Genomic DNA, 13,695 nt, shown 5'->3' with positions numbered 1-13,695 from the left:
ATGGCACGACACGACCGCGCCGGCACCAGGGCGACCGCGCAGGACCTGATCGACGTGGCGGCCCTGCTGCGGGCATACACCGAGATCGTCCCCGACCCCGACGACATCGACCAGCAGGTCGCCTTCGGGACCTCGGGGCACCGGGGCAGCGCGCTGGACGGCACGTTCAACGAGCAGCACATCCTGGCGACCACCCAGGCGATCTGCGACTACCGGGCGGAGCAGGGCACCGAGGGCCCGCTCTTCCTCGGCAAGGACACCCACGCGCTGTCGGTCCCCGCCTGGCGCAGCGCGCTCGAGGTGCTGGTCGCGAACGGCGTGGACGTGTGGACCGAGGGCTCCGAGGACGAGTTCACCCCCACCCCGGCGGTCTCGCGGGCGATCATCGCGCACAACCTGGAGGCCGGGTCGGAGGGCGAGACGCCGCGACCCGAGGCCGACGGCATCGTCGTCACGCCCTCCCACAACCCGCCCCGGGACGGCGGCTTCAAGTACAACCCGCCGCACGGGGGGCCGGCCGACACCGACGCCACCGGCTGGATCGCCGACCGCGCCAACGACCTGCTCCGCGGCGGGCTGGCCGAGGTCCGGCGGGTGCCCGCCGAGGAGGCCCTGGCCGCGGTGCAGGTCTACGACTTCATGGGTGAGTACGTCCGCGCCCTGCCCCGGGTCGTCGACGTGGAGGCCATCCGGGAGGCGGGCGTGCGCATCGGCGCCGACCCGCTCGGCGGGGCGGCCGTGGCCTACTGGCAGGCGATCGCCGACGCGCACGGGCTCGACCTCACCGTGGTCAACCCGGACGTCGACCCCACCTGGTCGTTCATGACCCTGGACTGGGACGGCAGAATCCGGATGGACTGCTCCTCCCCCGACGCGATGGCCTCGCTCGTCGACATCATGTCCGGCGAGGGCGGTGGCAGCTACGACGTCGCCACCGGCAACGACGCCGACGCCGACCGGCACGGGGTCGTCACCCCCGACGGCGGCCTGCTCAACCCCAACCACTACCTCGCGGTCGCCATCGACTACCTCTACGGCGGCGCCCGGCCGGACTGGCCGCAGGGCACCGCGATCGGCAAGACGCTGGTCAGCTCCTCGATGATCGACCGGGTCGCGCAGGCGCGGGGACGCGAGCTCACCGAGGTCCCGGTCGGGTTCAAGTGGTTCGTCCCCGGGCTCATGGACGGCTCCATCGCCTTCGGCGGCGAGGAGTCGGCCGGCGCCTCCTTCCTCTGCCGCGACGGCTCGGTGTGGTCCACCGACAAGGACGGCATCATCCTGGCGCTGCTCGCCTCGGAGATCATCGCCCGCACCGGCCGCTCCCCCTCGCAGCGGTATGCCGAGCTCGTCACCGAGGTGGGCGGCGGGCAGACGCCGGCCTACGCGCGAATCGACGCCCCCGCGGGCCGGGAGCAGAAGGACCGGCTGAAGAAGCTCTCCGCCGACGACATCAGCGCCACCGAGCTGGCCGGCGAGCCGATCACCGCCGTGCTGACCGAGGCCCCCGGCAACGGGGCCGCGATCGGCGGGGTCAAGGTGACCACCGAGAACGCCTGGTTCGCGGCCCGCCCCTCAGGGACCGAGGACGTCTACAAGATCTACGCCGAGAGCTTCCGCGGGACCGAGCACCTGGCGCAGGTGCAGGCGGAGGCGCAGCAGGTCGTGGACGCGGCGCTGGCTCAGTAGAGCGCGCTCATCAGCGCCCGGCGGGCCTTGCCGACCCGCTCGTCCTGGCTGCCGATGACGTCGAAGAGACCGAGCAGGTGGTTGCGGGCACGGTCGCGGTCCTCGCCGCTGCTGCGGCGCACTGCCTCGACGAGGCGGCCGAAGCCGTCCTCGACGTGCCCGCCGACGAGGTCCACGTCGGCGGCGTCGATCTGCGCCTGGACGTCGTCGGGTCGCTCCGCCGCGGCCTGCCGGACCGCGGTGAGGTCCATAGTGGAGGTGCGCTCGAGCAGGCGCACCTGCCCCAGCCCGAGACGGGCCAGCTCGTCGGCCGGGTCCTGCTCGAGAGCCTTCTCGTAGGCCGCGATCGCACCGGCCCAGTCGCCGCGGTCGATGGCGTCATAGGCCTCCTGGTGCAGCGGCGGCAGCTCGGGGGTCTGCTCGCCCTCGTCCGGCTGCTCCCCCGGCACACCCTCGTCGTCGCCGACCTCGACCCGGCCCGTCACGGCGTTGGTCACCGCGGCCTCGAGGAACTTCTCGAGGAGCTGGTCGACCTGCTCCATCGGCTGCACGCCGAGGTAGAACGGCATCGGCTGGCCGCTGAGCAGGCCCATGACGACCGGCAGGGAGGAGACCTGCCCGAAGACCTGCTGCAGCACGGGGGTCAGCGCCTGCAGGATGCCGGGGCTCCCCGCGACGTCGACACCGGCGACCTGGAAGCGGCCCCCGGACGTGCGGGCGCGCTCGGCCAGCTCCCGCAGGTGCGTCAGCGACTCGGGCAGCTGCGGGCTCCACAGGACCAGCACCACGGGCGTCGTGAGGCTGGCGTTGACGACGGACTCGAAGGTCTCGTCGGTCACCTGGACCAGCGCGCCGCTGCGGCCCGGCACCCCGCCCCCGCTGCCGTCGGAGGCGGCCTGCGGGGCCGCGCCGCCCGAAGGTGCGCCCGGGCGCGGGGAGAGCTGGGACAGGTCGACGGCTCCGCGCAGGGCGGCGGTGGAGAAGGGCTGCTCGGTCATGCTCCCAGGGTATGCCGTGCGCGAGGCCCGACCCGACACGGCCGGGGGACGCTCACTCGCCGGAGGCGTCCACCAGCTGCTCGGTCGCGGCGATCATCTCGGGCTTGAACTCGACGTCCTCCGAGGGTGCGCGCATCGCGATGAAGACCGACGTGCGCAACGTGGCCTGCGAGGTCAGCACCTCGGTGTCCTGGAAGGCGCGGAAGGCGTCGGACGTGGTCAGCTCGGTGCCGGGGTTGACGACGAACTGGGTGTCCCGCAGCAGCGAACCCATGACGAAGCCGGTGCCGTCCTCGAAGAGCAGGGTGGTGACGTCGTCCGAGACGAGCCAGTTCTTCTCCCGCAGCTCCGCCTGGCCGTCGAGCTCGGCGGCCTGGGTCTGCGCCGCGTCGCGGACGGCCGGGGCATACCCGTGGGTGCGGTAGTCGGGGGTCTCCTCCGGCTGCGGCCACTCGGTGTAGGCACCGACCGACTTGAGCAGGTCGCGCGGCGACATCGTCAGCTCGCCCTGGCCCTCGCGCAGCACCGGGCTGCCCGAGGCGCGACCGTCGAAGGTCGGGACCTGCGTGCCCGGGAGCATCGAGGCCTCCCAGGTGATCCGGAAGTCCTCGGTCTCACCGCTGTCGCTGGTCATCAGGTGCAGGCGCGGCGCACCCTCCTCGGGCACGGTCTGCACGAGCAGGTAGGCGGGGGTCTCCTCGTCGTCCCGGCTGATGGCCAACACGTTGGGCTCGACCGGGTTCTCCTCGAGGTCGACCTCGGCCGGCTCGCCCTCGACGCCCTCCAGCCGGTCGGCGGCGCGGTGCGCCCGCAGCGCGGTGCCGGCCATCGAGGCCTCCTGGGCCTCCTCGACGTCCTCGCCGTCGCCCTGGTCGGCGCGGACCCGCTGGCTGAGCACCTCGGTGGCGACCTCCTCGGCGTCCTCCAGCGAGACCGCGCCCGCCTGCGCCTCCGTGGTCATCTCGACGGTGGTGCTCTCGGCGGCGTCGTCGGTGGCGGTCGTGGCGTCGTCGGTGGGGGCGGCGGTCGCGCCCTGGTCGGCGGACTCGGCCGGCTCGCCGGCCGTGTCGTCGCCGGAGCACGCGGCAAGGACGAGGGCCGAGCTCAGCGTGGCGGCGGCGGTGATCCTGGAGAACTTCATAACGATATGGTAAACATCGCGGTCACGCCGGGGGAAATCAGCGATCTCCCAGGGAGGTCTCCGCGTCGGCCTCCTGCCGGTCCCGCACGCGCACCCCGTCGTCGTCCGTGGGGCCGCTCACCAGCCGCTCCAGCACGAGGTAGAAACCGTAGATGCCGAGCAGCGCCGCGGTGACGTGCAGCAGCAGCGCGAGCGCGACGCCGACGATGACGCCGGCCAACCAGTAGCGCCCCCAGGACACGGCCAGCACGGTGGGGACGAGGACGGCGAAGAGCGCACCCATCGCCAGCTCCGCCGCCCAGGGACGCTCCCCCATCCAAGGCACCACCTCGACGACGTCGAGGAAGTCGAGCGTCGCCGCGGTGCCGAGCAGCGCCACGAGGCCGACCAGGCCGATCAGCTGGACCCGCTTGGCCAGGTCGCGGCTGGCCCACAGGGTGCCGATGGTCACCGCCGCCCACATCAGCCAGGCCCGCACCCGCCCGGTCCCCAGCGCGACCATCGCCGCACGGAAGACCCGGTCCGCTTCGTGCCGCTCGACCTGCGGGCCCTGGTGGCTCCCGGGGCGCACGAGCGCATCGTGCAGCACCGCCGCCGGCAGGAAGTCACCGCTCTTGGGCACCAACCAGGTGAACAGGTGCGGGACCGAGGCGAAGTCGGTGACGAAGCCGTCGGGGACGACGAAGGCGTCGGCATACTCCTGCGTCGTGTAGCCGATCGACCGCAGCAGGGTGAAGTCGCGCCCGTCCACGCTGCGCAGCTCGAGCCGGAGCGGGCCGCCGGTCGCCACGTCGAAGAACTCACCCATCGCCGCTGCCTCCTCTAGGTCGCGAACCTGTCCGTCGCGCGGATGAGCGCGTCGAGGTTGCCCGGCTCAGAGAAGGCGTGCCCCGCGTCAGATACCACCTCGAGCTCGGCGTGCGGGAGCCGGGCGGCGAGGTCGAAGGCGGTGCGAGCGGGCGTGCACATGTCGAGCCGGCCCTGGACGATGACCGTCGGGATGTGCCGCAGCGTGTGCGCCTGGTCCAGCAGCGCCCCCTCGCGCAGGAAGCCGCCGTGCACGAAGTAGTGGTTCTCGATCCGGGCGAAGGCCACCGCCTGCGCCGGCTCCGTCGCCTTGCGGTAGCCCTCCTCGTCCGGCAGGACCGAGATGACCCGGGACTCCCAGCCGCTCCACGCCTGACCCGCGGGGACGTGCACCGCGGGATCCGGGTCGAAGAGCAGCTCGTGGTAGGCCAGCTGCATCTCGTGCCGGCGCTCCGGGGCCACCGGGGCGACGAACTCGGCCCAGTGGTCGGGGTAGACGTGCTCGAGGTGGCCCCGCTCGTACATCCACGACAGCTCAGCCGGCCGCAGCGTGAAGATGCCCCGCAGCACCAGCTCGGTGACCCGGTCCGGGTGCGCCTGGGCATACGCCAGCGACAGGCACGAGCCCCAGGACCCGCCGAAGACCTGCCACCGGTCGACCCCCAGGTGCTCCCGGATGCGCTCCATGTCGGCGACGAGGTGGGCGGTGGTGTTGGTCGCCCACAGCGCCGAGTCGACCGTGGTCGAGGCGTGCGGCGTGGACCGGCCCGCCATCCGCTGGTCGAAGAGCACGATGCGGTAGCGCGCGGGGTCGAAGACCCGGCGCTGCTTCGGGCTGGTGCCGCTGCCGGGTCCGCCGTGGACGAAGATCACCGGCTTGCCCTCGGGGTTGCCGGACTCCTCGACGTAGACCTCGTGCCCGTCGCCGACGTCCAGCATCTCGGTCCGGTAGGGCTCGATCTCGGGGTAGAAGGTGCGTCGCTCGTTCACCCTCCGACCGTAGCGCTCGCGTCCGCCTGAGCAGAGAAGCAGGCCCGACGCAGGGGTTGCAGCGCCTGCCTCGGGCACCTTTCTCTGCTCAGGCCCCGGGGAGGGCAGGCTTCTCTGCTCAGGCCCCGGGGAGGGCAGGCTTCTCTGCTCAGGCCCCGGGGAGGGCAGGCTTCTCTGCTCAGGCGAGGGTGGGGTGCGCTTTTCTGCTCAGGAAGGGCGCACCATGCGCAGCTCGACGACGCCCTCGTGGCCGTCGAGGTTCTGCGCACCGTCGAGGGCGAAGCCCTGCTGCTCGTAGAAGCGGACGGCCCGGTGGTTGCCCTGCGCCACCCAGAGGTATGCCGCCTGCTCGCCGAGGGCGCGGCGGAGCAGCTCCTGCGCCAGGCCGGTGCCCTGGTGCTCGGGGACGACGTTGAGCGACCAGACCTGGTGCGGGACGGGCGGGTTGTCGTCCCGCGACGGCCCGTGCATGCAGAAGCCCGCCGGCTCGCCCGCGACGAGGGCCACGAGGAAGCCGCGCCCGTCGTCGGCGACCCGATCCTCTGCGTATGCCGTGGCGACCTGCTCCCACAGCGGCCGGAACTGCTCGGGGTCGAGGGCGTCGACCACCTCGTCGGACATGATGCCGCGGTAGGTCTCCCGCCAGACCCGGGCGTGCAGGCGCGCGAACGACTCCGGGTCACCCGGCCGCGGCTCGCGGATCTCCCAGGAGCCGGACCGCGCGTCGGCCCTCCTGGCCTCCTGATCGGCGCGGCCCTGCTCCTGAGGGACGCACCCGTCGTCGTCGGCCGGGTCGCTCACCGCTGCGGCACGGTGACGATGAGCGCGTCACCCTGCCCGCCGCCGCCGCAGAGCGCCGCCGCACCGGTGCCGCCGCCGCGCCGCTGCAGCTCCAGCGCGAGGTGCAGCAGGATGCGGGCACCGGACATCCCGATCGGGTGGCCCAGCGCGATCGCCCCGCCGTTGACGTTGACCCGCTCCTCGTCGAGGCCGAGCTCTGCGGTCGAGGCCAGGCCGACCGCGGCGAAGGCCTCGTTGATCTCCACCAGGTCCAGGTCGGCCGGCTCGATGCCCTGCTTGGCGCAGGCGGCGGCGATGGCGCGCGCCGGCTGGCTCTGCAGCGTCGAGTCCGGCCCGGCCACCATGCCGTGCGCCCCGATCTCGGCGATCCAGTCCAGACCGAGCTCGGTCGCCCTCGCCTTGCTCATCACCACGACCGCGCAGGCGCCGTCGGAGATCTGCGAGGCCGAGCCGGCGGTGATCGTGCCGTCCTGGGCGAAGGCCGGCCGCAGCCGACCCAGCGACTCGGTGGTGGTGTCCGCCCGGATGCCCTCGTCGGTGCTCACCGTGACCGGGTCACCCTTGCGCTGCGGGATCTCGACCGGCACCACCTCGTCGTCGAAGAGCCCCTTCTCCTGGGCTGCGGCCGCCCGCTGGTGGCTGCGCGCGGAGAAGGCGTCCTGCTGCTCACGGGTGAAGCGGCCCTGCTCGTCGGCGCTGTTGGCGGCCTCAGTGAGCCCGCCCATCGCCTGGTCGGTGAAGGCGTCCCACAGGCCGTCGTGGGCCATGTGGTCGCGCATCGTCACGTCGCCGTACTTGAAGCCCGAGCGCGACTTCTCCAGCAGGTGGGGCGCCGCGCTCATCGACTCCTGCCCGCCGGCGACGACGACCTCGACCTCACCGGCCCGGACCAGCTGGTCGGCGAGCGCGATCGCGTCGATGCCGGACAGGCAGACCTTGTTGATCGTGAGGGCGGGGACGTCCATCGGGATGCCGCCCGCCACCGCCGCCTGACGGGCCGGGATCTGGCCCGCGCCGGCAGTCAGGACCTGGCCCATGATCACGTAGTCGACCTGGTCGCCGGCGATGCCGGCCCGCTCCAGCGCCCCGGCGATCGCGTGCCCGCCGAGCTCGGCACCGGACAGGCCGGAGAGCGACCCGAGCAGCCGCCCCATCGGGGTGCGTGCCCCGGCGACGAGGACGGACGTGGTGTCGGGCGTGCTGGTCTCGGACATGGCGGTCTCGGACATGGGGGCGACTCCTCCGGCGGTGCGTGACAGGTATGCCTGGCTCGCCACTGTAGCCGCGCGGCGCGGCTGACCCCGGGTCAGCCTCCGTGCACCAGCTGGCCGTCGAGCACGGTCGCGCTCACGAGCGTGTAGCGGAACCGCCGCGCGCGCTCGGCGCTGGTCCCGGAGGCCAGGAGCGGGTCCTGCTCGAGCAGCACCAGGTCGCCCCGGTCACCCACGCGGACGCGCTGTCCGTCGACGGAGGCCGCGAGCGCCTCCCGAGGCGTGATCTCCTGCTCGGGGTGCCAGCTCTCGCCGTCCTCCGGCCCGCGGTGCACCGCGGCCGCCATCGCCTGCCAGGGGTCGAGCGGTGACACCGGTGCGTCCGAGCCCAGCGTCAGCTCGATCCCGGCGTCGAGGAAGCTGCGCAGGGTGAAGGTGCGGTCGGTGCGGTCCGGCCAGCACTGCTCGGTGACCGAGCGGTCGTCGAGCAGGTGCGCCGGTTGCACGCTGGCCACGACCCGCTGCGGCAGGGCGGCCCACCGGCGCACGTCGGCCGGGTCCACGAGCTGGGCGTGCTCCACCGAGCCCACGGCGCCGCTGGCCGCGAAGGCGTCGAGCACCGCACCCACCGCGGCGTCCCCGATGGCGTGCAGCGCCGCCTCCAGACCGGCCCCCTTCGCGCGGTGCAGCAGCTCGGTGAGCTCCTCCACCGGGTAGTTCGCCGCCCCGGCGGGGTCGCGCAGGAGGTGGCCGTCGGCATACGGGTCGCAGCACCAGGCGGTGCGGGTGTTGAGCGAGCCGTCGGTGATGATCTTCAGCGGGCCCATGGTGACCAGGCCGTCGGTGGCCCGGATGGGGGCGCCGGTGCGCAGCCCGGCGGCGATGGCGTCCTCCAGGCCCTCGGGGTAGACCCCGGTGCGGGCGCGCAGCGGCGGCATGCCCTCGGCGGTGCGCTCGCGCCACTGCTCCCACGGGCGACCGAACTCCAGGTCGACGATCCCGACCACCCCGAGGGTGTGGGCGGCCTGGATCGCGCGGGTGACGGCATACTCCGACTCCTCGTGCGCCCCCTGCAGCCGCTGCAGCCGGTCGTAGAGCGGGAACCATTCGGACTCGGCGACGACCCCGTCCACCGGCGGGCCGCCGAGCAGCCGCAGCGCGGGGGTGTTGAGCCAGCCGTGGTGCCCGTCCCCGCTGATGAGCGCCACCGGGACCTCGCCGGTGACGGCGTCCAGCGCGGCGACCGTGGGCTGCTCCAGCCACCTGCCGGTCCGGTGACCCCAGCCGACGAGCACGCCGGTGGGGCTGTCGAAACCCCAGGTCAAGCGGTCCACGACGCGCGCCAGCACCTCCGACGGGCTCGCCGTGCCCGCGGTGTCGAGACGGGTCTGGCCCAGCGCCCACTGCACCATGTGCACGTGCGTGTCCCACAGCCCGGGCACGACGTGGCGACCCCCGCCGTCCAGGACCGGCACCTCCTTCGCTCCGGTGATGCCGGGACCCACCTCGGCGATCACGCCGTCGCGGACGAGGACGTCCACCGGCTCGGTCGGGGCCGCGGCGTCGTCGTCGATCGCGACCACCCGGACGTCGCGCAGCAGCAGATCGCTCATGGCGGGGATGCTAGTGCGACATACCGGGCCGGCTGCGGGAGGCTGGCGGACAGGCACCCTACGGTGGTCACATGAGCCCCGTTCGTCACGCCCGCAGGCCGGTCCACGCCTCGGCCGACGACTGGGCCCTCCCCCTGGTCGCTGCCCAGGTCCCCGCCCGCGCCCACGCCTCGTGACGACCCAGCACGCACCACGTCGCCCGCACCCGACGCGCGAGGGCAGGACGCGTCGGCGCGGGCAGGACGAGCCCATCCGCCCTCGCGGGGTGGGCACGGAGGCGCCTCCGGACGGGACGACCGAGTCCGACGAGACCACCCCCGAGGGACGGGCTGCCCGGTTGCGCCGGGCGGCCCGGGCGGTCAACCCGGCCGCGGCGCCCCGCGCCGGCGTCCGCGCCGTCCAGCGCTGGCAGGCCTTCCGGGTGCGCCAGCGCGAGCTGCTCGACGAGAGCAACCGGCTCCAGTCCGAGCTGTGGGCGCAGATCCATGCCGGTGCTCCTGCGGCCACGGCCCCCGACACGGCCCCGGCGAGCGGTCGGGCAGGGCGCGAGCCCTCCGTCGGGCCAGCGGGCCGGCGTGGCGAGGAGATCGCGGGGCGCTCGCGGCAGCCCATGCTCTGGGCCTCCCCCTTCTCCATCGGCTTCACCGGGGCGCTCGGGGTGCTGCTGGCCTGGCTGCTCGTGCAGAACCTCACCCGGCTCTCCTCGGTCCTCACCTACCTGCTCGTCGCGGTCTTCCTCACGCTGGCGCTGAACCCACTGGTCGAGGGGCTGACCCGGCGCGGCGTGAGCCGCCCGAGCAGCGTCTTCGTCGTCTTCATGGGTTTCGTCACCGTGGTCGCGGTGAGCGCGGTGACGCTGCTCCCCGGCGTGGTGGCCCAGGCCGTCACCCTGGTCGAACGCGCACCGCAGGTGGTCGAGGAGCTGGCCGGCTCACCCTGGCTGGTCGAGCTCGACGCGCGCTACGCGGTGAGCGAGCGCGCCACCACCGAGCTGGACCGGCTGCTCACCGAGCGCGGCACGTGGACCACGCTCTTCGGTGGCGTCCTCGGCGCCGCCGGCTGGGTCGCCGGCAGCCTGGTGGGTGTCCTCACCTCGGCGATCCTCACGCTCTACCTCCTGGCGACGCTGCCCGCGGTCAAGGACGGGGCATACCGCCTCGTGCCTGCCAGCCGCCGCCCCGGTGTCGTGCGGCTGGCGGAGGAGATCATGCGCCGCGTCGGGGGGTATGCCCTCGGCCAGGCCACCGTCGCGACCATCAACGCGGTCTGCTCGTGGCTGATGATGCAGGTCCTGGGCATCCCCTACGCCGCGATCCTGGCCGTCTCGGTCGGTCTGCTCGGCCTCATCCCGCTCATCGGCGCCACCCTCGGCGCGGTCATCGTGGCGCTCTCGGCGCTCACCCTGTCCCCGACGCTGGCGCTCGTCGTGCTCGTCTACTACGTCATCTACCAGCAGCTCGAGAACTACTGGATCGTCCCGCGCATCATGAAGCGCACGGTGTCGGTGCCCGGTGCGGTCACGGTCGTCGCGGTGCTCGCCGGCGGCACCCTGCTCGGGGTGCTCGGCGCGCTCATCGCCATCCCGGTCGCCGCCGGCCTGCTGCTCGTCTACGAAGAGGTCCTGATCCCGCGCCAGGAGCACCTCTGACCCATCGCCTCCAGCCCGACCGAGGGCAACCATTCGCGGCGCTCGGTGAGGAGTTGGCCCTAGGCGAAGGAGCCGCCGGGACGGCGCGCTCGCGGGCGGACCAGCAGACGGTGTGCCAGTGCCGCCGGTTCTCCGCCTGCTGCATCCCGTCGACCGGCCAGGCGACGGTATGCGCGACGCCGGCGCCGACCTCCTGCTGGCAGCCCGGGCAGCGGTAGCTCCGGCCGCTGTCGTTGGGGCGGACCTGGCGCACCGCCCAGACCTGCCCGGCGTAGCGGACCTCCTCCGGCCCGCGGCGCGGCGGCAGGCCACCTCCCCCGCCACCCGCCCCGGCCGGGCGCCGGGGTCTGCCCCCGCGGCGCGGCCGGTTGGAGCGGGGCACGCTCAGCCCGTGAACGGACGGTCGAGCAGCACGTGCTCGATGAGCAGCGGGGAGGGCTCGACCGACTCGCGGGGCAGTCCTCCAGCCTCGGTGAGCTCCTCGCACACGGTGAGGACCTCCTCGGCCCCGATCTGGTCGATCATCGCGAACGGCCCGACGGGGTAGCCCAGCCCGTGCTGCAGCGCGGTGTCGATGTCGGCCACGCCGGCATAGCCCTCGTCGAGCATCCGGACGGCGTCCATGAGGTGCGGCATGAGGAGGGCGTCCACCACCAGGCCCGGGCGGTCCCGGCAGACGACCGGCTCGGCACCGATGCTGGTGACCAGGGCGCGCAGCGCGGCGACCGTGGCGTCGTCGGTCGCGCTCGAGCGCCCGATCTCCACCGCCTGGCCGTTGCCGGTCGGCGCGTGGATGCGCAGCACCGCGGCCTTCTCGGGTCGCCCGGACAGCGCGCCGACGGCCACGGCGAGGTCCTCGTTGACGGTGGTCAGCACGGTCGCCGGGCCGCAGATCTCGCCCAGGACCTCCCAGAGCTCCTGCCCCGGCACCGGCGCGGGCGCCGACCCGGTCTCCTCCTCGTCCAGCGACCGGGCGGCCTCGATCTGGTGCGCCTCGACGACGACCCCGACGTCCGCCAGACCCCGCAGCTCCTCGGTGTCCTGCGGGTCGGAGACCTGGGTCACGGCATACCCTCCGTCGCGCAGCCGGGAGACCAGCTCGTTGGCAATCTCCCCGGAGCCGACCACGCCGACCGCCGAGACCGCGGCTGTTGCCGGCGCGGACCCGTCGTCGGTGTCGGGCACGACCTGCCCGCTGCCGGGCTTGGCGTAGGTGTAGAAGCCCGCTCCGCTCTTGCGGCCGAGCAGGCCGGCGGTGACCATCCGCTCCAGCATCGCGCTCGGCGCGTGCATGGGGCTGCGGCTATGGGCATAGATGACGTCGCCGATGTGGTGACAGACGTCCAGCCCGACGAGGTCCATGAGGGTGCACGGGCCCATCGGCAGGCCGGCGCCGACCCGCATCGCGGTGTCGAGGTCCTCGCGCGACACGTGCCCCTGCTCCAGCATCCGCAGCGCGGAGACGAAGTAGCCGAACAGCAGGTAGTTGGCGACGAAGCCGGCGCGGTCGGCGACCACCACCGGTCGCTTGCCGATCCGCCCGGAGAGCTCGACCACCCCGTCCCGCACCGAGTCCTCGGTGCGCACGGTCGTGATGACCTCGACCAGCTTGAGCACCGGCGCGGGGTTGAAGAAGTGCATGCCGACGACCCGCTCGGGGTGGGCCGTGCCCGCCGCGATCGCGGTGATGGACAGGCTGGAGGTGTTGGAGGCCAGGACGGCGTCCTGCGCGACGATGCCGTCGAGGGTGGAGAACACCTGGTGCTTGAGGTCCATGACCTCGGGCACCGCCTCCACGACCAGGTCGGCCGGAGCGAGGTCCTCCATCCGGGTGGTGATCGTGACGCGCCCCAGGATCTCGCTCTGCCCGGCCTCGTCGAGCCTGCCCTTGGCCACCGCCCGGTCGGTCGAGGCCTGCAGGATCCCCCGCCCGCGCTGGGCGAGCTCCTCGGTGGTCTCCACCCCCACGACCTCCAGCCCCCCTCTCGCGAAGACCTCGACGATGCCCGCACCCATGGTGCCCAGCCCGATGACCCCGACCGTGGTGATCTGACGCATACCGCGATCATGTCACGCGTCCCGAAGGCTAGGGTGAGGCCCGTGCGCGTCGTCATCGCCCGGTGCTCGGTGGACTACCACGGGGCCCTCGAGGCCCATCTGCCGCTGGCCACCCGGCTGCTCATGGTCAAGGCCGACGGGTCGGTCCTCATCCACTCCGACGGCGGGTCCTACAAGCCGCTCAACTGGATGGCGCCGCCGTGCGCGATGGCCACGACCGAGCCGGACGAGGTCGAGGCCGAGCAGGGCGTGGAGCAGGTCTGGCAGGTCTCGCACGCCAAGCGCGAGGACACGCTGCGGGTGAAGATCCACGAGGTGCTCTCCGACACCAGCCACGACCTGGGCATCGACCCGGGCCTGGTCAAGGACGGCGTGGAGGCCCAGCTGCAGGCGCTGCTCGCCGAGCACATCGGCACCCTCGGCGACGGCTACACGCTGCTGCGGCGGGAGTACCCGACGGCCATCGGGCCGGTCGACATCCTGTGCCGGGACGCCGACGGCGCCACGATCGCCGTCGAGATCAAGCGTCGCGGCGACATCGACGGGGTCGAGCAGCTCACCCGCTACCTCGAGCTGCTCAACCGGGACCCCCACCTGGCCCCGGTCGAGGGGGTCTTCGCGGCGCAGCTCATCAAGCCGCAGGCGCGGGTGCTCGCGGGCGACCGCGGCATCCGCTGCGTCACCCTCGACTACGAGGCGCTGCGCGGGCTGGACGACGCCGAGGCCCGTCTCTTCTGAGCTA

General features: G+C 73.3%; 11 protein-coding genes. 3 read left to right on the top strand and 8 right to left on the bottom strand.

Translation table 11 applies throughout. From position 1 onward, the window contains the following. Window positions 1–1,686, top strand: a complete 1,686-nt coding sequence (gene pgm / locus BJF86_RS05410) for a phosphoglucomutase (alpha-D-glucose-1,6-bisphosphate-dependent) (RefSeq protein WP_075817242.1) — start codon at window positions 1–3, stop codon at window positions 1,684–1,686. On the opposite strand, the gene BJF86_RS05405 is transcribed toward pgm, so the two are convergent. The 7 genes from BJF86_RS05405 to BJF86_RS05375 all read right to left on the bottom strand — a co-directional run bounded on the left by BJF86_RS05405 (window position 1,680) and on the right by BJF86_RS05375 (window position 9,247). Then, the gene (locus BJF86_RS05405; protein ID WP_075817241.1) at window positions 1,680–2,684 is read right to left on the bottom strand and encodes a tetratricopeptide repeat protein; all 1,005 of its coding nucleotides are present in this window, start codon (window positions 2,682–2,684) and stop codon (window positions 1,680–1,682) included. The genes pgm and BJF86_RS05405 overlap by 7 nt on opposite strands. A 52-nt stretch (window positions 2,685–2,736) precedes the next feature. After that, window positions 2,737–3,825 carry a hypothetical protein gene (locus BJF86_RS05400; RefSeq protein ID WP_075817240.1) on the bottom strand — a complete coding sequence of 363 codons (1,089 nt, stop codon included), beginning with the start codon at window positions 3,823–3,825 and terminating at the stop codon, window positions 2,737–2,739. Window positions 3,826–3,862: 37 nt separating this feature from the next. Next, window positions 3,863–4,633 carry a DUF1353 domain-containing protein gene (locus tag BJF86_RS18300; RefSeq protein ID WP_075817239.1) on the bottom strand — a complete coding sequence of 257 codons (771 nt, stop codon included), beginning with the start codon at window positions 4,631–4,633 and terminating at the stop codon, window positions 3,863–3,865. Window positions 4,634–4,647: 14 nt separating this feature from the next. Further along, a complete protein-coding gene (gene pip / locus BJF86_RS05390) occupies window positions 4,648–5,622 on the bottom strand; it encodes a prolyl aminopeptidase (protein ID WP_075817238.1) in 975 nt (324 codons plus the stop codon). 207 nt (window positions 5,623–5,829) lie between these two features. Next, window positions 5,830–6,423, bottom strand: a complete 594-nt coding sequence (locus tag BJF86_RS05385) for a GNAT family N-acetyltransferase (protein WP_083652728.1) — start codon at window positions 6,421–6,423, stop codon at window positions 5,830–5,832. After that, entirely contained in the window at window positions 6,420–7,652 is a 1,233-nt protein-coding gene (locus tag BJF86_RS05380; RefSeq protein ID WP_414819930.1) for an acetyl-CoA C-acetyltransferase, read from the bottom strand. Before BJF86_RS05380 ends, BJF86_RS05385 begins: the two co-directional genes overlap by 4 nt. A 77-nt stretch (window positions 7,653–7,729) precedes the next feature. Beyond that, window positions 7,730–9,247 (bottom strand): amidohydrolase, encoded by a 1,518-nt coding sequence (locus BJF86_RS05375; protein ID WP_075817237.1) that lies wholly within the window; start codon window positions 9,245–9,247, stop codon window positions 7,730–7,732. 172 nt (window positions 9,248–9,419) lie between these two features. On the opposite strand from BJF86_RS05375, the gene BJF86_RS05370 reads away from it, so the two are divergent. Next, the gene (locus BJF86_RS05370; protein WP_237768088.1) at window positions 9,420–10,895 is read left to right on the top strand and encodes an AI-2E family transporter; all 1,476 of its coding nucleotides are present in this window, start codon (window positions 9,420–9,422) and stop codon (window positions 10,893–10,895) included. A gap of 384 nt (window positions 10,896–11,279) precedes the next feature. Here BJF86_RS05370 and BJF86_RS05365 read toward each other — a convergent pair whose 3' ends face one another. Further along, complete coding sequence (locus tag BJF86_RS05365; protein ID WP_075817236.1) at window positions 11,280–12,953, bottom strand: 3-hydroxyacyl-CoA dehydrogenase family protein; 1,674 nt, start codon at window positions 12,951–12,953, stop codon at window positions 11,280–11,282. Window positions 12,954–12,995: 42 nt separating this feature from the next. On the opposite strand from BJF86_RS05365, the gene nucS reads away from it, so the two are divergent. After that, window positions 12,996–13,691, top strand: coding sequence for an endonuclease NucS (gene nucS, locus BJF86_RS05360; RefSeq protein WP_022924383.1), 696 nt, complete (start codon window positions 12,996–12,998; stop codon window positions 13,689–13,691). The last annotated feature ends 4 nt before the right edge of the window (window positions 13,692–13,695 follow it).

Source organism: Serinicoccus sp. CNJ-927 (assembly GCF_001942435.1).
GTDB lineage: Bacteria > Actinomycetota > Actinomycetes > Actinomycetales > Dermatophilaceae > Ornithinicoccus > Ornithinicoccus marinus.
This window is presented reverse-complemented; position numbering and strand designations above follow the sequence as displayed.